General features: G+C 72.0%; 22 protein-coding genes. 15 read left to right on the forward strand and 7 right to left on the reverse strand.

All coding sequences use genetic code 11. The features are described from left to right. Positions 1 to 35: 35 nt before the first annotated feature. Positions 36 to 1,847 (reverse strand): phosphatidylglycerol lysyltransferase domain-containing protein, encoded by a 1,812-nt coding sequence (locus tag ACQHII_RS27130; RefSeq protein WP_427921756.1) that lies wholly within the window; start codon positions 1,845 to 1,847, stop codon positions 36 to 38. A gap of 223 nt (positions 1,848 to 2,070) precedes the next feature. Between ACQHII_RS27130 and ACQHII_RS27135 the strand changes: the two genes are divergently transcribed. Further along, entirely contained in the window at positions 2,071 to 3,201 is a 1,131-nt protein-coding gene (locus ACQHII_RS27135) for an alpha/beta hydrolase (RefSeq protein WP_427921757.1), read from the forward strand. A gap of 94 nt (positions 3,202 to 3,295) precedes the next feature. Beyond that, a complete protein-coding gene (locus ACQHII_RS27140) occupies positions 3,296 to 4,570 on the forward strand; it encodes a hypothetical protein (protein ID WP_427921758.1) in 1,275 nt (424 codons plus the stop codon). A 28-nt stretch (positions 4,571 to 4,598) separates the two neighbouring features. On the opposite strand, the gene ACQHII_RS27145 is transcribed toward ACQHII_RS27140, so the two are convergent. Further along, positions 4,599 to 5,954 (reverse strand): PH domain-containing protein, encoded by a 1,356-nt coding sequence (locus ACQHII_RS27145; RefSeq protein ID WP_427921759.1) that lies wholly within the window; start codon positions 5,952 to 5,954, stop codon positions 4,599 to 4,601. Beyond that, positions 5,951 to 6,451, reverse strand: coding sequence for a PH domain-containing protein (locus tag ACQHII_RS27150; protein ID WP_427921760.1), 501 nt, complete (start codon positions 6,449 to 6,451; stop codon positions 5,951 to 5,953). Before ACQHII_RS27150 ends, ACQHII_RS27145 begins: the two co-directional genes overlap by 4 nt. A gap of 31 nt (positions 6,452 to 6,482) precedes the next feature. Here ACQHII_RS27150 and ACQHII_RS27155 point away from each other — a divergent pair, with 31 nt between their 5' ends. Beyond that, the gene (locus ACQHII_RS27155; protein ID WP_262063103.1) at positions 6,483 to 7,634 is read left to right on the forward strand and encodes an NADH-quinone oxidoreductase subunit D; all 1,152 of its coding nucleotides are present in this window, start codon (positions 6,483 to 6,485) and stop codon (positions 7,632 to 7,634) included. Positions 7,635 to 7,669: 35 nt separating this feature from the next. On the opposite strand, the gene ACQHII_RS27160 is transcribed toward ACQHII_RS27155, so the two are convergent. Beyond that, the gene (locus ACQHII_RS27160; protein ID WP_427921761.1) at positions 7,670 to 8,695 is read right to left on the reverse strand and encodes an SAM-dependent methyltransferase; all 1,026 of its coding nucleotides are present in this window, start codon (positions 8,693 to 8,695) and stop codon (positions 7,670 to 7,672) included. Positions 8,696 to 8,813: 118 nt separating this feature from the next. Between ACQHII_RS27160 and ACQHII_RS27165 the strand changes: the two genes are divergently transcribed. Further along, complete coding sequence (locus tag ACQHII_RS27165; protein WP_427921762.1) at positions 8,814 to 10,019, forward strand: DUF7134 domain-containing protein; 1,206 nt, start codon at positions 8,814 to 8,816, stop codon at positions 10,017 to 10,019. A gap of 116 nt (positions 10,020 to 10,135) precedes the next feature. Then, positions 10,136 to 10,807 (forward strand): response regulator, encoded by a 672-nt coding sequence (locus ACQHII_RS27170; protein WP_399122216.1) that lies wholly within the window; start codon positions 10,136 to 10,138, stop codon positions 10,805 to 10,807. Between the two features lie 16 nt (positions 10,808 to 10,823). Here the strand turns inward: ACQHII_RS27170 and ACQHII_RS27175 are convergent, their stop codons facing one another. Further along, on the reverse strand, positions 10,824 to 11,933 hold the full coding sequence (locus ACQHII_RS27175) for a DUF5937 family protein (RefSeq protein ID WP_427921763.1): 1,110 nt from the start codon (positions 11,931 to 11,933) through the stop codon (positions 10,824 to 10,826). Positions 11,934 to 12,238: 305 nt separating this feature from the next. After that, positions 12,239 to 13,435, reverse strand: a complete 1,197-nt coding sequence (locus ACQHII_RS27180) for a threonine aldolase family protein (protein ID WP_427921764.1) — start codon at positions 13,433 to 13,435, stop codon at positions 12,239 to 12,241. 186 nt (positions 13,436 to 13,621) lie between these two features. Here ACQHII_RS27180 and ACQHII_RS27185 point away from each other — a divergent pair, with 186 nt between their 5' ends. The 10 genes from ACQHII_RS27185 to ACQHII_RS27230 all read left to right on the forward strand — a co-directional run bounded on the left by ACQHII_RS27185 (position 13,622) and on the right by ACQHII_RS27230 (position 21,695). Beyond that, positions 13,622 to 14,542 carry a Rossmann-like and DUF2520 domain-containing protein gene (locus tag ACQHII_RS27185; RefSeq protein ID WP_427921765.1) on the forward strand — a complete coding sequence of 307 codons (921 nt, stop codon included), beginning with the start codon at positions 13,622 to 13,624 and terminating at the stop codon, positions 14,540 to 14,542. Beyond that, on the forward strand, positions 14,539 to 15,546 hold the full coding sequence (panC, locus tag ACQHII_RS27190) for a pantoate--beta-alanine ligase (protein WP_427921766.1): 1,008 nt from the start codon (positions 14,539 to 14,541) through the stop codon (positions 15,544 to 15,546). Before ACQHII_RS27185 ends, panC begins: the two co-directional genes overlap by 4 nt. Then, on the forward strand, positions 15,543 to 17,261 hold the full coding sequence (locus ACQHII_RS27195) for an L-aspartate oxidase (protein ID WP_427921767.1): 1,719 nt from the start codon (positions 15,543 to 15,545) through the stop codon (positions 17,259 to 17,261). Before panC ends, ACQHII_RS27195 begins: the two co-directional genes overlap by 4 nt. A gap of 5 nt (positions 17,262 to 17,266) precedes the next feature. Next, complete coding sequence (gene nadC, locus ACQHII_RS27200) at positions 17,267 to 18,244, forward strand: carboxylating nicotinate-nucleotide diphosphorylase (RefSeq protein ID WP_427921768.1); 978 nt, start codon at positions 17,267 to 17,269, stop codon at positions 18,242 to 18,244. A gap of 2 nt (positions 18,245 to 18,246) precedes the next feature. Then, positions 18,247 to 19,044 carry a type III pantothenate kinase gene (locus tag ACQHII_RS27205; protein ID WP_019075456.1) on the forward strand — a complete coding sequence of 266 codons (798 nt, stop codon included), beginning with the start codon at positions 18,247 to 18,249 and terminating at the stop codon, positions 19,042 to 19,044. 138 nt (positions 19,045 to 19,182) lie between these two features. After that, positions 19,183 to 19,830 carry a hypothetical protein gene (locus ACQHII_RS27210; protein WP_427925418.1) on the forward strand — a complete coding sequence of 216 codons (648 nt, stop codon included), beginning with the start codon at positions 19,183 to 19,185 and terminating at the stop codon, positions 19,828 to 19,830. 48 nt (positions 19,831 to 19,878) lie between these two features. After that, complete coding sequence (locus ACQHII_RS27215) at positions 19,879 to 20,058, forward strand: hypothetical protein (RefSeq protein WP_427921769.1); 180 nt, start codon at positions 19,879 to 19,881, stop codon at positions 20,056 to 20,058. A gap of 120 nt (positions 20,059 to 20,178) precedes the next feature. After that, positions 20,179 to 20,592: a BlaI/MecI/CopY family transcriptional regulator gene (locus ACQHII_RS27220; protein ID WP_200715431.1), complete on the forward strand. Its 414-nt coding sequence runs from the start codon at positions 20,179 to 20,181 to the stop codon at positions 20,590 to 20,592. A gap of 9 nt (positions 20,593 to 20,601) precedes the next feature. After that, on the forward strand, positions 20,602 to 21,135 hold the full coding sequence (locus ACQHII_RS27225) for an amino-acid N-acetyltransferase (protein ID WP_200715432.1): 534 nt from the start codon (positions 20,602 to 20,604) through the stop codon (positions 21,133 to 21,135). Between the two features lie 224 nt (positions 21,136 to 21,359). Then, positions 21,360 to 21,695 (forward strand): histone-like nucleoid-structuring protein Lsr2, encoded by a 336-nt coding sequence (locus ACQHII_RS27230; protein WP_019075461.1) that lies wholly within the window; start codon positions 21,360 to 21,362, stop codon positions 21,693 to 21,695. Here the strand turns inward: ACQHII_RS27230 and ACQHII_RS27235 are convergent. Beyond that, the gene (locus ACQHII_RS27235) at positions 21,674 to 22,333 is read right to left on the reverse strand and encodes an SCO3374 family protein (protein ID WP_427921770.1); all 660 of its coding nucleotides are present in this window, start codon (positions 22,331 to 22,333) and stop codon (positions 21,674 to 21,676) included. The genes ACQHII_RS27230 and ACQHII_RS27235 overlap by 22 nt on opposite strands. Between the last annotated feature and the right edge of the window lie 21 nt (positions 22,334 to 22,354).

Consider the following 22,354-nt stretch of genomic DNA (forward strand, 5'->3'; position numbering starts at 1 on the left):
GGGGGCGGGGTGCGCGCCCGGACCGGCCCGGTCGGTCAAGCGGCCCGCACGTCCCGCTCCGCGAGCCCGTGGGCGCAGGCCGGAGCCGTGGCCGTACGGCGGCGGAGGAAGCGGGGCAGGGGGAGGGCGAGGTTGACGAAGCCCTCGGCCTGCATCGCGGCGAAGCCGATGCGGGGGAGGTCGCCGGAGGCGCGGTAGACGACGAAGCGCGGCTCCCAGCGGGGCTGGAACTTGGCGTTGAACTTGTACAGGGACTCGATCTGGAACCAGCGCGAGAGGAAGACCAGCAGCCCGCGCCAGGCGCGCAGCACCGGGCCCGCGCCGATCTTCTCGCCGCGGGCGAGGGCCGCGCGGAACATCGCGAAGTTGAGCGACACGCGCGTGATGCCGAGCTTGGGCGCCGCCTGGAGGGAGGCGACGATCAGCAGTTCGTTCATCCCCGGGTCGGCCGCGCGGTCGCGGCGCATCAGGTCCAGGGACATGCCGTCGGTGCCCCAGGGCACGAAGTGCAGGATCGCCTTCAGGTCGCCGAACTCGCCCGGCTGTTCGTCGGCCTTGTGGGCGGTCGCGATGAAGCAGTCGCCGTCGGCGGGGTCGCCGATGCGGCCCAGCGCCATGGAGAAGCCGCGCTCGGTGTCGGTACCGCGCCAGGCCTCCGCGGCGAGCCGGATCCGCTCCAGCTCGCCCTCACTGACGTCACGTACACGCCGTACCCGGGTTTCGTAGCCGGCCCGCTCGATGCGCTTCACCATTTGGCGCACGTTGCGCATCGCGCGCCCGGCGAGCGAGAAATCCGCTACGTCCACCACCGCCTCGTCGCCGAGTTCGAGAGCGTCGAGGCCGGTCTCGCGGGTCCACACCTCGCCGCCGGTCTCGGAGCAGCCCATGACGGCCGGCGTCCAGGAGTGGGCCTTCGCCTCGTCCATGAACCGCTCGATGGCGCCCGGCCAGGCCTCCACGTCGCCGATGGGGTCACCACTGGCGAGCATCACCCCGGAGACGACGCGGTACGTCACCGCCGCCTTGCCGCTGGGCGAGAAGACGACGGCCTTGTCGCGGCGCAGCGCGAAGTGGCCGAGCGAGTCGCGGCGGCCGTGCTTCTCCAGGAGGGCGCGCAGCTGCGTCTCGTCCTCCGGGGTGAGCCGCGCGGCCGGGTGCTCGGGCCGGAAGGCGAGGTAGATCGTCGTCACGGCCGTGAGCAGGCCCAGGGCGCCCAGGGAGAAGGCGACCGTCCAGGAGGTGCTGCCCTCGTAGTCGACCGGTCCCTCGAAGCCGAACAGGCCGTACAGGACGTGGCTGATCCGGTCGGCCAGGCTCGGGTCGCCGACCATGCGCTTGGAGTGGACGCTGACGATGACCAGTCCGAGGACGAGGGAACCGGCGCCCATGAGCACGAAGTTGGCGAGCGCGCGCCACCGGCTGCGCGGGTCGGGCAGTGCGCGGAACTCGTCGCGGTGCATCAGCAGCGGTGCGAGCAGCGCGGCCGAGATGACGACTCCTATGACCGAGTGCCGGTACGCGAACTGCGCCACCGCGCCCGCCGGGAGCAGTGCCACCGCGGCCCGCCAGGCCCGGCGCTTGCGCCGCCTGAGCCCGTGCGCGAGGAGGAGCAGCAGTACACCGGCGCTGAGCGAGAGCGCGGCGGCGAAGGGGCCGAGCGCACCCGGCAGTACCTCGGCGATGGTGTGCATACGGCTGTGCCGGAAGCGCGGGAACACCCCCGCGGCGATGTCCAGCAGGCCGACGAGGGCGCAGGCCCTGGCGACGAGCGTGGGAACGACCTCGGGGCGCGGGCCTCGGACTATGCGCCGGACCCGGCCTGACCGGCTCGGAACCCCACCCGACAATTCCCCATCTATCCTGACAGACATCGCATCCCGTAGTTCTGCGAGAGACCTTGGATCCGGGCCCGATTCGGGCATCCGGCGACATTGCGCCCTCTAGGACGGTGTCTAGGGGAAGGAGGTTCCTTCCCCAGCGAAAAGCCGGTTCAAAGGCAGTGGAAAGCCCAAGGCAAACGCACGCGAAACTTGCGTGCCGCCGGGCGGAAAGCGCAGGCGGGGACAGCTGATGGGACTCACGAGCAACAAGGTGTTGGCACTGGCGTTCGTGTGCGCCGGGCTGCTGTTCGTCGGCACGGTGTGGTTGTGGCCTCGGCTGGCCCGGCGGAACTGGCGGGCCGTCAGCGGACGCGTGGGCCTGCTCCTGGCAACGCAGTTGGTGCTCTTCGCCTCGGTGGGCCTCGGCGCCAACCAGGCCTTCGGGTTCTACGCCAGCTGGTCCGACCTGTTCGGCCGGGAGACCGACCAGGGAGTGGTCGTCGACCACACGGCGCTCCGCGGCGCCGGCGGCCCGCTCCACGTGGTCGGCACCCGGCGGGTGGACGCCCCGGGCGGCTCCTCCCTGCCGAGCAGCGTGGGCCAGGTGCAGCGCGTCGACATAGTGGGCCGTACGACTCACATCGCCTCCCCGGCCTATGTGTATCTGCCGCCGGAGTACTTCCAGCCGCGGTACCGCACCCGCACGTTCCCCGCGACAGTAGTCCTCACGGGGTACCCGGGCACCGCCCAGGCGCTCGTCGACAAGCTCGACTACCCGCGCACGGCACTGCAGTTGGCCAAGGACGGCAGGATGCGGCCGATGATCCTGGTGATGCTGCGGCCCACGGTGGCGCCGCCGCGCGACACGGAGTGCGTGGACGTCCCGGGCGGACCGCGCACCGAGTCGTTCTTCGCCAAAGACCTCCCGGACGCGGTGACGGCCCACTACAGGGTGGGCAAGAAGCCCGGGAGCTGGGGCATCGTCGGTGATTCCACGGGCGGTTACTGCGCCCTGAAGCTCGCGATGCACCACCCCGGGGTGTACGCGGCGGGCGCCGGCCTGTCGCCGTACTACAAGGCGCCGATCGACCCCACCACGGGTGACCTCTTCCAGGGCGACGAGACGCTGCGGAACGAGGCGAACCTGTGGTGGTACCTCAAGCACCGGCCCGCGCCCGACACCTCACTGCTGGTCACCAGCAGCAAGGCCGGGGAGCACAACTACAAGGACACCCTGAAGTTCATCGACAAGGTGAGGGCCAACAACTCCACGCGGATCGCGTCGATCATCCTGGACAGCGGCGGCCACAACTTCAACACCTGGCGGCGGGAGATCCCGGCGGCCCTGGAGTGGTTGAGCGGACGGCTCGGCAACGGCTGAAAGTGATCGTCGAAGCGAGGTGGGGGATGAGGGGTGGCTGTGTTTTTACCGGGCGGGGCACCATGATTCGCCTACGCGCGGTAAGTTTCTGGCCATGCCACGTGGACGTCACCGCCATTCCCCGCCGTTGCACCGGCTGTTGCCTCCCTCGGCGATCGCAGGCGTGTCGCTCGTCTGCGCCTTCGGGCCGTGGGTCTTCTCGCAAGCGGCCGCGCTGCGGATAGTCGCCGCGGTCGCCGCCGCGACCGCGCTCGTCGGGGCGGCCGTCATGCGCCGCTGGGACACTCAGGCGGGCAAACAGGTCGCCGACCTGGTACGCGCGCGTACGAGCGACGAGTGGCGCTACGAGGAGCGGCTCGCCGAACTCGAGTCCGACCTCGACGAGTCGCGCGAACTGCGCGTCAAGCTGGAGCACAAGCTGCGCGCCAAGCGCACCGAGCTCGCGGGCCTGCGCAACGAACACGCGGCACTGCTGCGCCGGTACGCCACGGCGGAGACCGAGCGCGCCAGCGCCCTGGAGGGCCGCCGCCTGCTGGAGATAGAGGCCGCGGAACCCGCCACGCGCGCGTTGCCGCCGGTCGCGGTGGACGGCGACGACGAGGTCCCGGCGGACGTGGACCTGGATCTCGTGGAGCTCGACGACGCCGACGACGACATCGAGTCGGACGACACCGGGGCTGTGGCTGCTCCGGCCGAGTCCGTGACCGATGCCGAGACCGAGGACGCCGACGACGAGTCCGAGGCCGTCGCGGAGAAGAAGCCGGCGACTTCACCGGTGTTCTCCCCGGAGGGGTCCAAGCTGTTCCTGCGGGCCCAGGCCGCGCTGGTACGGCTCGACGACGACGCCGCCGAGTCCGTGGCGCCCGAGCCGGAGGACGACGACTCCGCGCCGGCCGAGCCCGCACCGGTGGAGGCCACCGGCGGCCCTTCGGCCGACTCGGAGGCCGCGCAGGAGGACGAGGCGGAGGGGAAGCCCGAGGCGGTCGACGGGCAGGAGCACTCGGCCGCCGTCCCCCCGGCCGCGAAGTCCGCCCAACCCGCGCACCCGTCCGGTCACTTCACCGTGCCGACAGCGGTGGCGGTCGTCCCGGCGACTCCCGCGCGGCGGCCGATGGTCGAGGGCGGGTTCGACTTCTTCGGCATGCAGAAGGGCACTGCGTCCGCCGAGATGGACGCCGTCCAGAACGAGGATCTCGCCGACGTCGTGGGCCAGGAGGCCCTGGCGGTGCACAAGGCGGAGGCCGAGGCGCAGTTCAAGCCGGCCGACGAGCGCTCCCGGGGCGTGGGCGCGGTCCAGGTCATCGACCTGACGGCGCACGACGAGACCGAGCAGATCAACCTTCCCGGACTGCGCAGCGCGGCTTCCTGACCGCCGCCGACGGGTTCTTGACCGGGCCTCAGGCCATCCAGCGGTCGGGCCGCGCGTCCCTGCGGCCCGTCCGGGAGCGCTCGGCCTGGCCGCGGAGCAGCTCCGCGGCCTCGTCCGCGCCCCGCAGACGGGCCGTGACGGTCTCGTTGGCCCCAGTGTCCACATGCACCTCGGCAAGCCCCCAGAGCCGCTCCCAGGGCCCTTGCGTGAGCCGCACGCTCTGTACCTTCGCGTGCGGCACCAGCGCCGTGCTGCGGCGCAGCAGTCCGTGCCGGGCCACGAACACCGTGTCGGTGACCGCGAGCCCGTAGCCCCGCCACCACAGCGGCACGCACCGGCCCGCCCTGCGCGGCGGCCGGGACAGCGCGGAGCGCGGCGGCACCGTCACGCCGGGCAGCACGCGCGCGACGACCGACTCGGCGATCTCGCGCGGCGCGACCGGCACCAGCACGGAGTTGGACGAACCGGCCACGTCCAGCTCGACCCGCACCCAGCCGCGCCGCCGCCACAGCAGCGGCTCCACGATCCGCACGGTCTGCACCCGCCCCGGCGGCACCGTCTCGTGCGTGCGGTCCAGCAGCCCGTGGTCGATGCGCAGCCCGTCCGGGGACTCGCCCACCGTCCAGTCGTACTCGCCGACGAACCGCCCCACACTGCTCGCGCCCGCCGCGCCCAGCAGCGGCAGCGCGGTCGCGAGGACCGTCCACACGCTGTGGGTGGCGAGCCACAGGAACGGCGGTACGACGAGTGCGGCGGCCAGCGATCCCCAGGTGGCGCCGGTCAGCACCAGGGACACCGCGAGGACCCCGGCCGGCACGTGCAGCAGCTGCTGCGAGGGCGCCTCGCCGACCTCGTGGGCGGTCTCGGGCGCGAACCCGGCCGCCCGCGCGAGGAGTTCGGCCCGCAGCGCCCGCGCCTCGTCCTCTCCGAGGAAGGCCAACTCGTCCTTCTTGTCGGTGCCTACGACGTCCAGCTTCAGCTTGGCGACGCCCGCCACGCGCGCGAGGAGCGGCTGGGTCACGTCGACCGCCTGGATGCGTTCCAGCCGGATGTGCGCGGTGCGCCGGAACAACAGGCCGGTACGGATGCGCAGTTCGGTGTCGGTCACCGCGAAGTGGGTGAACCACCAGGTCAGGAAGCCGTACAGGCCGGCGGCCGGCACGATCACGGCCAGCGCGATCAGCAGGGTGACGGTGGTCAGCCGCGTCAGCTGTTCCTGCGCCTGGTTGGGGTCGTGCACCGCCCACCCGATGACGACGGCGACCGGCGCCCACGCCCGGCGCAACGGCGTCACCGGATGCAGCCGCCGCTCCACCACGGGCAGTTGATCCCGTACGACCGCTGCGGCCCCGGACACGTCCTTGCCGGCGCCCGGCGTCGTCACAGCCCCGCCGATCGGGCCTCGCCGAGCTCGGTGAGCCGGTCGCGCAGCCGTTCCGCCTCGGCCGGGTCGAGCCCCGGGATGGTCGCGTCGGTCGCCGCGGCGGCCGTGTGCAGCTGCACGCTCGCGAGCCCGAAGTGCCGCTCCACGGGCCCCGAGGTCACCTCCACGAGCTGCATCCGCCCGTACGGGACGATCGTCTCGTGGTGCCACAGCACGCCCTTGCTGATCAGCAGGTCGTCGGCGCGCTCGGCGTACTTCCAGGAGCGCCAGTTGCGGCCCAGGACCACCCAGCCCCACGCCATGACGCCGAGCGGCAGCAGCGCGAACGCCGCCCACCCCGGACCGGCGAACAGGCCCAGCGGCACCCCCAGGGCGACGGCCAGCACCCCCAGCCACACCACGAGCAGCATCCGTCGCATCTTCAGCAGCCCCGGCGGGAGCCCGGTCCACACCGGCTCGCGCGCCGCGTCGTCCTGAGCGGCAGTCCCCGTTTCCATGCGGCAAGCGTACGTACGAGAGACTGTGTCCATGACTCCCACGACGGAGACCACGGTCGGGATCGGCGGCGCCGCGGAAAGCACCGACATGGTGCTCAACATCGGCCCCCAGCACCCCTCCACGCACGGAGTGCTGCGGCTGCGGCTCGTCCTGGACGGCGAGCGCATCCAGCACGCGGAGCCGGTGATCGGCTATATGCACCGGGGCGCCGAGAAGCTCTTCGAGGCGCGCGACTACCGCCAGATCATCATGCTCGCCAACCGCCACGACTGGCTGTCGGCGTTCTCGAACGAGCTGGGCGTGGTCCTCGCGGTGGAGCGGATGCTCGGCATGGAGGTCCCCCCGCGCGCGGTGTGGACGCGCACCCTGCTCGCCGAGCTGAACCGGGTGCTCAACCACCTGATGTTCCTGGGCTCGTACCCCCTGGAACTGGGCGGCATCACCCCGGTGTTCTACGCGTTCCGGGAGCGCGAGGTCCTCCAGAACGTCATGGAGGAGGTCTCCGGCGGGCGCATGCACTACATGTTCAACCGCGTCGGCGGCCTCAAGGAGGACCTGCCCGCCGGATGGGCCTCCCGCGCGCGTGAGGCCGTCGCCGCCGTGCGCTCCCGGATGGACCGCTTCGACGACCTGGTGCTCGGCAACGAGATCTTCCGGGGGCGCACCCGGGGAGTCGGCGCCCTGTCCGCGGAGGCCGTGCACGCCTACGGAGTGAGCGGGCCCATCGCGCGCGCCTCGGGCGTCGACTTCGACCTGCGGCGCGACGAGCCGTATCTCGCGTACGGCGAGCTCCAGGACACCCTGAAGGTCGTCACGCGCCAGGAGGGCGACTGTCTCGCCCGCTTCGAAGTGCTCCTGGAGCAGACCCACAACGCGCTCGACCTCGCGGACGCCTGCCTCGACCGGCTCGCCGAGCTGGAGCCCGGGCCGATCAACCAGCGGCTCCCGAAGGTCCTCAAGGCGCCCGAGGGGCACACCTACGCGTGGACCGAGAACCCGCTCGGCATCAACGGCTACTACCTCGTCAGCAAGGGCGAGAAGACCCCGTACCGGCTGAAGCTGCGCTCGGCGTCCTACAACAACATCCAGGCGCTCGCGGTGCTGCTGCCGGGGACGCTGGTGGCGGACATGGTGGCGATTCTGGGGTCGTTGTTCTTCGTGGTCGGGGACATCGACAAGTAGGCGACAAGTACAAGTAGGCGACTAGTAGAGGGCGTTCACGGTTCGTCCAGCGGGTCCGGAATTCCAACCGACTGCACGAGCCAGCCGAAGTCGCCGAGGCCGCCCGGTGCGGTGAGTTCGGCGGCTTCTCCGGCGCCCGCGAGGGCGCGTACGTACCCCGCCGGGTCGGTGGACGCCAGCGTGAGCGGGGGGCGCGCTCCTGTGACGCCGAGGGCGCGCAGGGCGGCGCGCTGGGTGAGCAGGCGTGCGTCGGGGAGCGCGCCCGCCGAAGCCGCGGCCGCAGCCGTCGCGCAGGCGTCCAGGGCGACATGCGCGGTGATGTCGCAGGAGCCGTCCGGCACGGGTGCCGTCTCGCGGCCCGCGCGGAAGCCGGTGAGCGTGCCGAACGGAGGGCGGGTGTCCAGGGTGTGCGCGTAGTCGACGGCGACCGCGAGTCCCCGGTCGAGCGTGGTGACCGCCGACGCCCAGGCCGTGTCCCTGGGGAGCCCGATCTCGGCGCGCAGTCCCTCCTCGGGCGCCAGGGGCCACCACCGCGCGAGCCACTCGGCCTCCGCACCGGCGACCGGCTCCCCGAGCCGCTCGGTCCCGTCCTCCCGTACGTACACGAGCCGCGGCAGGCCGGCGGAGTCCACCTCGGCGACCTCCACGGGTACGTTGTCCAGCCACTCGTTGGCGAAGAGCAGCCCGGTGATCCCCTTCGGGGAGTCGGTCAGCCACTCGACGCGGGGATCGAGTCCCTCGGGGCGGTCGGCGATCTCGACGCCGTACGCACGCACGCGTGCCGCCACTTCGGCGGGCAGCGCGGCGAGCACACCGGTCACCAGCTCACCGCGGCCCGCGCCCAGGTCCACGAGGTCCAGCGCGGCCGGCCGGTCCAGCGCCTCGTCCACCCGGCACAGCAGCCGTGCCACGGCCCCGGCGAAGAGCGCCGACGCGTGCACGGACGTACGGAAGTGCCCGGCGGGTCCCTCGGGCCTCCGGTAGAACCCCTCGGGCCCGTAGAGCGCGTCCTCGGCCGCCGCCCGCCAGCCGCGCCACCGGGCCGCAGTGTCGTCCGTCACGGTGCCAGATTAAGTGCACAGGACAACCGGGCCTCCACCTTGGGGAGTACGCCGGGCGTATACGGATCGATCCTCCGGTTGACCCCCGCACACTTCACGCTTCCCTACGCTGGGTTACGTGCAGCGCCTCTACGACTTCCTCCGCAGACACCCGACATGGGTCGACACCTTCTGGGCTGTCTTCCTGCTGGGGCTGAGCGGCGTGAGCATCGCGAGTACCAGCTACGCGTCGGGCCGCCACGGGACGGCCATGGGCGCGCTCGCGGTGTCCGCCGTCATGTGTGTGGCGATCGCGCTGCGCCGCCGCTGGCCCGAGAAGATGCTCGTGCTGGTCCTGGTGACGGGGCTCGCGCAGCTGGTCCTCGACATCGAGCCCGTGGCGGCCGACTTCGCCATGCTGGTGATCGTCTACACGGTCGCCGCGGTCGGCGCCCGCTGGGCCTCCCGCTTCGCCCTGGCGACCGGTCTGGGCGCGGCGACCCTGTCGCAGATCCGCTGGCCCCAGGAGCACACCAGTTCCGCGGGGCTGGTCGCGATCGCGGTCTTCCAGACGGTGCCGTTCGCGCTGGCCTGGGTGCTGGGCGACTCGATGCGCACCCGGCGCGCGTACTTCGCGCAGTTGGAGGAGCGCGCCGCCCGCCTGGAGAAGGAGCGGGAGGCGCAGGCCAAGGTCGCGGTCGCCGCCGAGCGCGCCCGGATCGCCCGCGAGCTGCACGACGTGGTCGCGCACAACGTGTCCGTGATGGTGGTCCAGGCCGACGGCGCCGCCTACGTCCTCGACTCCGCGCCCGACCAGGCGAAGAAGGCCCTGGAGACCATCTCCTCCACCGGCCGCCAGGCCCTTGCCGAGATGCGCCGCTTGCTGGGCGTCCTGCGCACCGGCGAACACAGGGAGGTCGGCGAGTACGTCCCGCAGCCCGACGTCGAGCAGATCGACGAGCTGATCGAGCAGTGCCGTACGTCCGGACTGCCCGTCGACTTCAAGGTCGAGGGCACCCCGCGCCCGCTGCCCAGCGGGGTCGAGCTGACGGCGTACCGGATCGTGCAGGAGGCGCTCACCAACACCCGCAAGCACGGGGGGCCGAACACGGGCGCCAGTGTGCGGCTGGTGTACTTCGACGACGGTCTCGGGCTGCTCGTCGAGGACGACGGCAAGGGCGCCCCGCACGAGCTGTACGAGGAGGGCGGCGTCGACGGTCAGGGGCACGGTCTGATCGGTATGCGCGAACGGGTCGGCATGGTCGGGGGCACCCTGGACGCGGGCCCGCGCCCGGGCGGCGGGTTCCGCATCAGCGCCCTGCTGCCGCTGAAACCCGCGCACTGATCTTCCGTACGTCGATTACTGACACCTGTAACGAATTGTTGAACGACCTGTTGAACGGCCTCAACCTGTTGAATGAATTGTTGAACGATCCTGCTGACGGAACGGAAGAGGACCCGATGACGATCCGCGTGATGCTCGTCGACGACCAGGTGCTGCTGCGCACCGGTTTCCGGATGGTGCTCGCCGCCCAGCCGGACATGGAGGTCGTCGCGGAGGCGGGCGACGGTGTCGAGGCCCTTCAGGTGCTGGCCGCGACCGCGGTCGACGTGGTGCTGATGGACGTCCGTATGCCGAAGCTGGACGGGGTGGAGACCACCCGCCGCATCTGCCAGGGCGAGAACCCGCCCAAGGTGCTGATCCTGACCACCTTCGACCTCGACGAGTACGCCTTCTCGGGGCTGAAGGCCGGCGCCTCCGGGTTCATGCTCAAGGACGTGCCGCCCGGGGAACTCCTCACCGCGATCCGCTCCGTGCACAGCGGCGACGCGGTGGTGGCGCCCTCGACGACCCGCCGGCTCCTGGACCGCTTCGCCCCGATGCTGCCCTCCGCGGGCAAGGAGCCGCAGCACAAGGAGCTGGAGCGGCTCACCGAGCGCGAGCGCGAGGTCATGATCCTCGTCGCCACGGGGCTGTCCAATGGCGAGATCGCGGCGCGCCTGGTGCTGTCCGAGGCGACCGTGAAGACCCATGTCGGCCGCATCCTGACCAAGCTCGGGCTGCGGGACCGGGTGCAGGTGGTCGTCCTGGCGTACGAGACGGGGCTGGTGCGGGCCGGCGGGCACGGCTGAGGCAGGGCGACCGCGTCTACCTGAGGATGCCCTCCAGGAAGTCGCTGCCCAGGCGGGCCACCATCGTGACGTCCAGCTGGTGCAGGACGTAGCGGCCGCGGCGGCGGGTGGTGATCAGGCCGGCCTTCTTCAGGACGCCGAGGTGGCGGGATATCTCCGGGGCGGTCATGTTGTGCACCTGGGTCAGCTCGCTGGTGGTGAACGCGGAGCGGGCCAGGCTGCGGCACAGGCGCATACGGACCGGGTGGGACAGGGCGGTCATCCTCAGCGTCAGCTGCTCCAGGGAGGTCGGCGCGGCGAACTTGGGCGACCCCACGGGATAGTGCACGACGGGCTGCCAGCCGTAGCGGTACAGGACCGTCAGATGCGGCCAGCCCAGACTGGTGGGGACCAGGAGGAGGCCGCCGTCCTGGGTCGCCGTACGGCCGTCGCCGAGCTTGTCGACCGTGATACGGGTGGCGCTCTCGTCGAGCGTCACCGCGGTGGACATCGACGTCAGCGCCTCCGCCAGGCCCTTGTGCCGCAGAAGGTCCGTCTTGTGGCGGGCGTCGGCCGCGAGCTGGTGCTGCATCCGCGACCAGGTCTCCGCGAAGAACGCCTCGTCGCAGTCCTCCAGGAACTGCCGCAGCCAGGCCCTGGTCCGCGGCGGATCGGCCAGCAGCCGCTCGGTGAACGCCAGTTGATGCGGACCGCGGGTCGCGGCCTGCTCCAGGGCGCGCAGCCTGATCGTGGCGTCCGAGAGCGGGCCGGGTCCGCCGGTGCTGTAGGTGAGGGTGCAGGTGGTGAACTCCAGTGCCGCGTCCACGAACTGCTCGTCCGTCAGCTTGTCCACCAGGTCCAGCTCTTCGGCGAGCGTCGCCCCGGGGAGCGTGCTGCGGCCCGGGATGCCCGCGTACGGCAGGAACAGGTCGGAGAACGTCGACCGCCACAGGAAGTCCGCCTCGCACATCCGGTCCGCCAGATGCGGGTCGAGCCGCGCGGTGACGCCGGCCACCCAGCCCTGGAGGCCGGGATGGTGCCCCGGCTCGGACATCGCGTGCAGCGCCATGCACAGCTCGCCCAGGGGCGAGGTCGCGAAGACGACCTGCTCCTGCCGCAGCCCCGTGATGTCGATGTGCACGCTCATGTCCCCATCGTGCACCCCGCCACTGACAACGCCACCGTCGATTGACGCGGCCCGTCAATCGACGCGACGGCCGCGGGGCGGCGACGCGGCCTGGAGACATGGGCGTCACCCAGCAGCACGTCCTCGACACCTGCCGCGCCCGGCGGGCACTACTGGCGCACCGCGCGCGAGCTGCGCGGCTACCTGCGGTTGCGCGCGGTCCTCGCGGGGCGCCCGGCCCGCGGCCGGTTGCGTGCGACCCTGGGCCGGTGGCTGCACCGGCAGTCCCGCCCCACCTGTTGACGCCCGCCGGCCCCGGTCTCCTTTCAGCCCCCGGTCTCCTCCTTCAGGCGGAGCACGAAGTCCGCGACCGCCGCCTTCACGTCCTCGGCCGTCCACTCCAGAGCGGCGGCGCGTACGTAGACCTCCGTCATCGCCAGTCCCGGGCCCTTCGCGGCCCAGGGATTGGAGAACAGGGCGGTCCCTGTCTCCTCCGCCGTCCGGATCGCGGCCTCCGTGACGGCGTCGCGGTCGTACGGGAGCCAGACCTGGAAGTCGTGCGTGTGCGGTTGCTCGGGGTGGACGCGCGTCCATGGCAGCCCGGCTGCCGCGAACCCCTCGCGGAGGGCCTCGGCGACCACGCGCGCGTGGGCCACGTACGCGGGCAGCCGGGGCAGCTCCCGGTCCAGGCCCGTGAGTGCGGTCAGCACGGTGGGGAACTGCTGGAAGACCGCACCTCCGTAGCGGTGCCGCCAGGTCTTCGCCTCGTCGATCAGGGTCTTCGGGCCGGCGAGCGCGGCGCCGCCGAGGGCGTCGAGGGACTTGTAGAACGACACGTAGACGCTGTCCGCCAGGCCCGCGATCTCGTCGAGCGGGCGGCCGAAGTGGGTGGTGGACTCCCACAGGCGGGCGCCGTCGAAGTGGACCACCGCGTCGCGCTCGTGCGCGGCGTCGACGACGGCGGACAGCTCCTCCCAGGAGGGCAGGACGAAACCGGCGTCCCGGAGGGGCAGTTCGAGCATCAGCGTCCCGAACGGCTCCGGGAAGTCGTGCACCTCGTCGGCGGTCGGCTGCCGGGGTTCGCCCGTCACATGGACCGGGCGCAGGCCGCTGACCTGGCTGAGGGCGTGCCGTTCGTGCACTTCGGGGTGGGACAGCGGGTGCAGGGCGACCGTCGGGTTCCCGGTGCGGCCCGCCCAGCAGCGCAGGGCCACCTGCTGCGCCATCGTGCCCGTGGGGAAGAAGGCGGCGGCCTCCTTGCCGAGCAGTTCGGCGACCCGCTTCTCCAGGGTCTCGACGACCTCGGTGCCGTACATGTCCGACGGCTCGTCCAGGTCGTGCAGTTCGGCCGCCTCGCGCAGGAAGGCGAGCCGCTCCCGGAGGGGGTTCAGGAACCCGAGGCGCGCGAGGGACCGCTCGGCGTTCCGGGTCGCGGCGATACGCCGTTTTCGGCGCTCCAGGTTCCGTTCCTCGTCGGTCGCCGGTTCCGCCTGCTGGTCACTCTGTTCCGCCGCATCGCTCATGCCCCGGATGATGCCTGGCGCACGTCTGTTCGGGCACCCGGGTTTCCACCGGCTTTCCCGTCGTCCGCCGGCTGTGTGACAACCCACAGCCTGTGGACAACCGGACGCCCCTCGAACCGATCGCGTTAACATGACGAGAAATCGTCCGGTACCCGGAGCGGACTGGAACGGGAAGGCCGCACTCGCGTGAGTACATTCCAACAGCCAGAGCCCAAGGACCGCCCCGCGCGGCTCGCCGTCGGCGTCGTCGGCGCCGGCCGGGTGGGCCCCGCACTGGCCGCGTCCCTCCAGCTCGCCGGGCACCGCCCGGTGGCCGTCTCCGGGGTCTCCGACGCCTCCAGGCGGCGGGCCGCGCTGATGCTCCCCGACGTGCCGGTGCTCACGCCCGCGCAGGTCCTGGAGCGCGCCGACCTGGTGCTGCTCACCGTCCCGGACGACGCCCTGCCCGGGCTCGTGGAGGGCCTCGCCGAGACCGGCGCCGTACGCCCCGGGCAGCTCCTCGTGCACACCTCCGGGCGGTACGGCGCGAAGGTCCTGGACCCCGCCCTGCGCGTCGGCGCGCTGCCGCTGGCCCTGCACCCCGCGATGACCTTCACGGGCACTCCTGTGGACGTCCAGCGGCTCGCCGGATGCTCCTTCGGGGTCACCGCGCCCGAGGAACTGCGGCTGGCCGCCGAGGCCCTGGTGATCGAGATGGGCGGCGAGCCCGAGTGGATCGCCGAGGAGAACCGCCCGCTCTACCACGCGGCCCTCGCCCTGGGCGCCAACCACCTGGTCACCCTGGTCGCCGAGTCCATGGAGCTGCTGCGCACGGCCGGAATCGAGGCCCCCGACCGCATGCTCGGCCCCCTCCTCGGCGCCGCCCTGGACAACGCCCTGCGCTCCGGCGACGCGGCACTGACCGGCCCCGTCGCGCGCGGGGACGCGGGCACCGTCGCCGCGCACGTCACCGAGCTGCGCAAGCACGCCCCGGGGACCGTCGCCGGCTATCTGGCGATGGCCCGCGCGACCGCCGACCGGGCCCTGGCCCACGGGCTGCTCAAGCCGGAACTCGCCGAGGACCTCCTCGGAGTCCTCGCCAACGGCACCGAGGGAGATGCCGGATGACCACCATCCTGCTGCGCACCGCCGACGAACTGCAGGCACGCACGCGTGCGGGCCGGCGCGTCGTCGTCATGACGATGGGCGCCCTGCACGAGGGCCACGCCACCCTGGTCCGCACCGCGCGCGAGCTCGCCGGACCGGACGGCGAGGTCGTGGTCACCGTCTTCGTGAACCCGCTGCAGTTCGGCGCGGGCGAGGACCTCGACCGCTATCCGCGCACCCTGGACGCCGACCTCAAGATCGCCGAACAGGCGGGCGCCGACGTCGTGTTCGCCCCCTCCGTGGACGAGGTCTACCCCGGCGGCCAACCCCAGGTCCGCATCTCGGCCGGCCCGATGGGCGAACGACTGGAGGGCGCGGTCCGGCCCGGCCACTTCGACGGCATGCTCACCGTCGTCGCCAAGCTGTTGCACCTCACCCGCCCCGACACCGCCCTGTTCGGCCAGAAGGACGCCCAGCAACTCGCCCTGATCCGCCGCATGGTGCGCGACCTGAACTTCGGCACGGACATCGTCGGCGTGCCCACCGTGCGCGAGGCCGATGGCCTGGCCCTGTCCAGCCGCAACCGCTATCTCTCCCCCCAGGAGCGGCGCACCGCGCTCGCCCTCTCCCAGGCCCTGTTCGCCGGCCGCGACCGGCACGCCGCCCAGGAGGCGCTGCGCGCGCGGGCCCTCGAAGTGCCCGCCACGCACGCGCGTGCCGAGGCGCTCAGCGCCATAGGGGAGTCCCGCGCGGCGGCCGACGCGCACGCCGTCGCCAAGGCCGCCCCCGGCCCCGGAGGCCCGGCGTCCATCCGCGCGGCCGCCCGCCTGGTCCTCGACGACGCGGCCCGCCTCGACCCGCCGCTCGCCCTGGACTACCTCGCCCTGGTCGACCCGTCCGACTTCACCGACGTCGACGAGGACTTCACCGGCGAGGCCGTCCTCGCCGTCGCCGCCCGGGTCGGGACGACCCGGCTGATCGACAACATCCCACTCGCTTTCGGAACCCTCGGAGCCGCCTCGTGACCAGCACAGGCATACGACTGCACGCCCCCGCCCCCGGGTGGTCCATCGCCGCGGACGTGGTGGTCGTCGGCTCCGGAGTGGCCGGCCTGACCGCGGCCCTGCGCTGCGAGGCGGCGGGCCTGCGGACGGTCGTCGTCACCAAGGCCCGCCTCGACGACGGCTCCACCCGCTGGGCCCAGGGGGGCATCGCCGCCGCCCTCGGGGAGGGCGACACCCCCGAACAGCACCTCGACGACACCCTGGTGGCGGGCGCGGGCCTGTGCGACGAGGAGGCCGTACGGATCCTCGTCACCGAGGGCCCCGACGCGGTACGCCGCCTCATCGAGACCGGCGCCCACTTCGACGAGTCCTCCGAAGGAGGACTGGAACTGACCCGCGAGGGCGGCCACCACCGGCGCCGCATCGCGCACGCGGGCGGCGACGCGACCGGCGCGGAGGTCTCCCGGGCGCTCGTCGAGGCCGTACACGCGCGTGGCCTGCGCACGATCGAGAACGCGCTGGTGCTGGACCTGCTGACGGATGCCGACGGCCGTACGGCGGGTGTGAGCCTGCACGTCATGGGCGAGGGGCAGCACGACGGCGTGGGCGCCGTGCACGCGCCCGCCGTGGTCCTCGCGACCGGCGGCATGGGGCAGGTCTTCTCCGCCACCACCAACCCGTCCGTGTCGACCGGCGACGGGGTCGCGCTCGCCCTCCGCGCGGGGGCCGAGGTCTCCGACCTCGAGTTCGTGCAGTTCCACCCGACGGTGCTCTTCCTGGGCGCCGACGCGGAGGGGCAGCAGCCCCTGGTCTCCGAGGCGGTGCGCGGCGAGGGCGCCCACCTGGTCGACGCCGACGGCGTGCGCTTCATGGTGGGCCAGCACGAACTGGCCGAACTCGCGCCCCGGGACATCGTCGCCAAGGGCATCACGCGGCGCATGCTGGAGCAGGACGCCGAGCACATGTTCCTCGACGCCCGGCACTTCGGCGCCGACATGTGGGAGCACCGCTTCCCCACGATCCTCGCCGCCTGCCGCAGCCACGGCATCGACCCGGTCACCGAGCCCGTCCCGGTCGCCCCCGCCGCCCACTACGCCTCCGGCGGCGTCCGCACCGACTCCCGGGGCCGTACGACCGTCCCCGGCCTCTACGCGTGCGGCGAGGTCGCTTGCACCGGGGTGCACGGCGCGAACCGGCTCGCCTCCAACTCCCTCCTCGAAGGCCTCGTCTACGCCGAGCGCATCGTCGCCGACATCACCGCGAGCCAGGCGGAGAACGCCCTCCACGCGCGCGTGCCGGAACCGGTCCCGCACCCCCAGAAGCCGGCGCACCCGCTGCTCGCCCCCGAGGCCCGCTTCACGATCCAGCGGATCATGACCGAGGGCGCGGGCGTCCTGCGCTCCGCCGACTCCCTCGCCAAGGCCGCCGGACAGCTCCAGCAGCTGCACACCGACGCCCGTGACGCGCTCGACGAGAACGGCAAGACCGCCGAGCCCGGCGTCGACACCTGGGAGGCCACCAACCTTCTGTGCGTGGCCCGCGTCCTGGTCACCGCCGCCGCCCGGCGCGAGGAGACCCGCGGCTGCCACTGGCGCGAGGACCACGCCGACCGCGACGACAGCGCCTGGCGCCGCCACATCGTCGTACGGCTGAATCCCGACCGCACGCTGGCCGAGCACACCACGGACACCGCAGACTTCCCCCCGACCCGGCAGCACCGTCCCCAGGAGCAGTGACAGAAGTGAGCACCCACGACCTTCCCCTCGCCGACAGCGGCGGCTGCGGCGACGGCTGTGCCTGTGGCGCGGGCGCCGACGCGGAGTATCTGGAGTGCGGCCTGGACCCCGCTCTCGCCGAGCTCCTGGCCGACGCGGGTCTCGACCCCGTGGAGGTCGAGGACATCGCCAACGTCGCCGTCCAGGAGGACCTCGACGGCGGCGTCGACGTGACGACCGTGGCGACCATCCCCGAAGGGGCCGTCGCCACCGCCGACTTCACCGCGCGCGAGGCCGGCGTCGTGGCGGGCCTCAGGGTCGCCGAAGCGGTGATCTCCGTGGTCTGCACCGACGAGTTCGAGGTCGAACGGCACGCGGAGGACGGCGACCGCGTGGAGGCCGGGCAGAAGCTCCTGTCGGTCACCACGCGCACCCGCGACCTGCTGACCGCCGAACGCAGCGCGCTCAACCTCCTGTGCCGCCTCTCCGGCATCGCGACCGCCACGCGCGCGTGGGCGGACGCCCTGGAGGGCACGAAGGCGAAGGTCCGCGACACCCGCAAGACGACGCCGGGTCTGCGTTCCCTGGAGAAGTACGCGGTCCGCTGCGGCGGCGGCGTCAACCACCGCATGTCCCTGTCGGACGCGGCCCTCGTCAAGGACAACCACGTGGTCGCCGCGGGCGGTGTCGCGCAGGCCTTCAAGGCCGTACGGGAGGCCTTCCCGGAGGTGGCGATCGAGGTCGAGGTCGACACCCTGCACCAGCTCCGCGAGGTCCTGGACGCGGGCGCCGACCTGATCCTGCTGGACAACTTCACGCCCGGCGAGTGCGCGGAGGCTGTCGGCATCGTGCACGGCCGCGCCGCCCTGGAGGCCTCGGGACGGCTCACCCTGGACAACGCCAAGGCGTACGCCGACACCGGCGTGGACTACCTCGCCGTGGGCGCCCTGACCCACTCCGCGCCGATCCTGGACATCGGCCTCGACCTCCGTGAGGCGCAGTAGTCATGCTCCTCACGATCGACGTGGGCAACACGCACACCGTCCTGGGTCTGTTCGACGGCGAGGACATCGTCGAGCACTGGCGGATCTCCACCGACGCGCGCCGCACCGCCGACGAACTCGCCGTCCTCCTCCAGGGCCTCATGGGCATGCACCCGCTCCTCGGAGAGGAGCTGGGCGACGGCATCGACGGCATCGCGATCTGCGCCACCGTGCCGTCCGTCCTGCACGAACTGCGCGAGGTGACCCGCCGCTACTACGGAGACGTGCCCGCCGTCCTCGTCGAACCGGGCGTCAAGACGGGCGTCCCGATCCTGACCGACAACCCCAAGGAGGTCGGCGCGGACCGCATCATCAACGCGGTCGCCGCGGTCGAGCTCTACGGGGGTCCCGCGATCGTCGTCGACTTCGGTACGGCGACCACGTTCGACGCGGTCTCCGCGCGCGGGGAGTACGTCGGCGGTGTCATCGCCCCCGGGATCGAGATCTCGGTCGAGGCGCTCGGCGTCAAGGGCGCCCAGCTCCGCAAGATCGAGGTGGCCCGGCCGCGCAGCGTGATCGGCAAGAACACCGTCGAGGCGATGCAGTCCGGCATCGTCTACGGGTTCGCCGGCCAGGTCGACGGAGTCGTCACCCGGATGGCCAAGGAACTGGCCGACGACCCGGAGGACGTGACGGTCATCGCGACCGGCGGCCTCGCCCCCATGGTCCTGGGCGAGGCCTCGGTCATCGACGAACACGAGCCCTGGCTGACCCTGATCGGCCTGCGACTGGTCTACGAGCGGAACGTGTCGCGGATGTGAGCCCCGGCCCTGCGCCGGAAGACCCGGCGCAGGGCACCGGCACGGAAACCTCCGCGCCACACCCGCCCCCTATGTCGAATTTGTCTGATTAGCGCGTATCGTCGCCGCATGCCCACGCCATACGGATCCCGCGGCGGCATGGCGTTCGGTGCGGAGGAGCTGCGTGTGCTCCGTCGCGCTCTCGCCCTCGCCCTCCAGCCCAAAACCGCCTCCGCCGAGGACGTCAAGGACTGCCTCCGGCTCGCCGAATCCCTCGACGAAGCGGTACGCGAGGGGGTCCGGCTGCGCGCCTTCCTGGTCGCCGACCTCGCCCGGTACCGCGCCGCCCTGCCCGGCACCACCGCCGGCTACCTCACGCTCCTGGAGGAGGCGCTCGGCGCCGGATACCGCCCGGACGTCGACGACCTCTCCGCGCTGCGCGCGCTGCGCGGGAACCCGGCCGCCGCAGCCCTCCTCGACCGCTGCCTCACGCTCGCCGAACAGGACGTACGGGCGCGCCTGGCCCGCCGTACGACCGCTCGTCCCGCCCCGACCGTCCCCGCGTCCCGCACCCGCCTCCTGGCGCTCCCCGGAGGCCGCTCGGGCGGCCTTTCGGGGACGGGTGGGGAGTTGGCCGGGGAGGACGCCAAGGAGCCCGTACGCAAGCCCGTGGAGCGGCCGGCGCCCGCACCCGCGCCCGCCGCCCCGAAGCCGTCCCGGCCGATCCCCACACCGGGCGAGGTCTTCCCCCGGCGCAAACCGGCACCGCCGCCCGCGAACCCGCCCCAGCAGCTCGCCGCCGGCTGAGGCGACCCCGCCCCGTCCGCCCCGGGGCCCGTGGCTACTCTGGAGGGCATGGACTATGTCTCCGCGCTCGTGCCCCCGGTCGTCATGGCCGTGTTCTTCATCGGACTGATCCGGGTCATCGTGAAGACCCAGGGCGGGGCCATGAAGGCCAAGGAGGACGCTGCCGTCGACGCCGCCATCGAGCGCGCGGAGAGCGCCCGCCAGGCCTCCTCGGCCACCGAAGCCTGACCGCCCGCCTTTCGGCGGCGCCTTCAAGGGCGTACGACTCCCGCACGCGTGCGCGTGCTTTCCGAGTCGTACGCCCTTTTTGTGCCTTTTCCACTATGGTTCTGAGCTGTGCCTCGCCCATTGGGAGAACTCGAAGACTCGGTCATGACGCGGGTGTGGAAGTGGAACCGCCCGGTGACCGTTCGAGAAGTCCTGGAAGACCTTCAGCAGGAACGGTCGATCGCGTACACCACGGTGATGACCGTTTTGGACAATCTCCATCAGAAGGGCTGGGTGCGTCGCGAGGCGGAAGGCCGGGCGTATCGATATGAGGCCGTCTCCACACGGGCCGCCTACTCGGCCGCCCTGATGAACGACGCCTGGTCCCAGAGCGACAACCCCGCGGCCGCTCTCGTCGCCTTCTTCGGGATGATGAGCGACGAACAGCGCGAGGCCCTGCGCAGCGCCGTACGCATCGTCCAGGGACCGGAAACACCCGAACCCGCGGATGGCGTCGAGAACCCCGGCTCCGCGCCCTCCGGCGGCGGGCGATAGCGTCCGCTCATGTCAGCAGAGCACCCAGAAGTCACCGCGAAAGCCATCACCGTCCGGCGGGCCCGGACCGGGGATGTCCCGGCGGTGCGCCGACTCCTTGACGCCTACGTTCGCGGTCGCATCCTGCTCGACAAAGCGACCGTGACTCTTTACGAGGACATACAGGAGTTCTGGGTCGCCGAACGCGACGACAACGCCGAGGTGGTCGGCTGCGGCGCACTGCACGTCATGTGGGAAGACCTCGCGGAAGTCCGCACTCTCGCGGTGAAGCCCGGGTTGAAGGGCGCCGGTGTAGGTCATCAGTTGCTGGAGAAGTTGCTGCACACGGCCCGTTGGCTAGGCGTTCGTCGCGTTTTCTGTCTCACCTTCGAAGTGGACTTCTTCTCCAAGCACGGCTTCGTGGAGATCGGTGAGACACCCGTCGACACCGATGTCTACGCGGAGCTGTTGCGTTCCTATGACGAGGGCGTGGCGGAGTTCCTGGGTCTCGAACGAGTGAAACCGAACACCTTGGGCAACAGCCGGATGCTTCTGCATCTGTGATCGCCGCGCTCAATTCGGCCCGGACGCCCTGCCCAGGTTCCCTATGTCCGAAACGCGCATCTTTCCGGACCGGGGAGGTCACTCGGTCTCTCCCAGGGGTTTGTGTTTTTCCAGCAAAAGCGGTTTGCTTTCCGACGTACTGCAGTACTGCATATAACAGGGGACGGCGAAACGGCGGACGCCGCAGACCCCAGGCCCGCAAGTTATCGATGAAAGGAAATCCGGTGGCACAGAAGGTTCAGGTCCTTCTTGTCGACGACCTCGACGGCGGCGAGGCGGACGAGACGGTGACGTTCGCACTGGACGGCAAGACGTACGAGATCGATCTCACCACCGCGAATGCGGACAAGCTCCGTGGTCTTCTCGACGCTTACGTGAAGGGCGGACGCCGTACCGGCGGCCGTGCTTCGGGTGGCCGTGGAAAGGCGCGCGCCGCTACCGGTGGCAGCCAGGACACCGCGCAGATCCGCGCGTGGGCCAAGGAGAACGGCTACGAGGTCAACGACCGCGGCCGTGTTCCCGCGTCCATTCGCGAGGCCTACGAAAAGGCCAACGGCTGAGCGCACGAGCGCCGCAGCCGGACCCGGTGGCACTGTGTGGCCACCGTGTCCACGAGTCGTACGAGATCAGGGGCGCCCCCAACGCCCCCCACGGCCGACAGTGTCGGCAGCGAGGCCTCGACCTCGCGCCCCGGCTCGGGGGGCCGCAGCCATACGGCGGCCCCCTGCACGGGACCCGGGCGACCCGCGGAAGTCGACTGCCCGGGGTGCCCCTTTGCGGGTCCCGCGCCAGAGAGCGGTGGCACTTCCACAGGCCACGCCCCGGGGACCCGCGGTGCCTCCATGTGCCCGCCCTCGCCGAGCGCCACCAGATCCAGCGCAGGCGCCAGCGCGCCCCACTCCAGCCAGTCCAGCAGCCCCGGCAGCTCCTCCGCGCTGCCCGCGGCCACCAGCAGCCGCATCCGGTCGCCCCGTACGGCCACCGGCGAGTCCGGCCCCAGCCGCCACAGCGCCGCGACACCGGCCTCGACCGGCACGTCCAGGACGTCGAACCGCAGCCCCGTGACGAGCCGCAACGGCTCTCCGGGCGCCGTCCGCCACCCGAGTTCGTTCTCGTACCAGTGCCGCCGCCGGTCGTCCGGATCGGGCGGGCGACGGGGGGAGGGGACCGTGGTGACCGGGGGGACTGTGCCAACCATGCCAAGTGCAACCGCCGAACC

Source organism: Streptomyces sp. cg40 (assembly GCF_050320165.1).
Classification (GTDB): Bacteria; Actinomycetota; Actinomycetes; order Streptomycetales; family Streptomycetaceae; genus Streptomyces; species Streptomyces hokutonensis.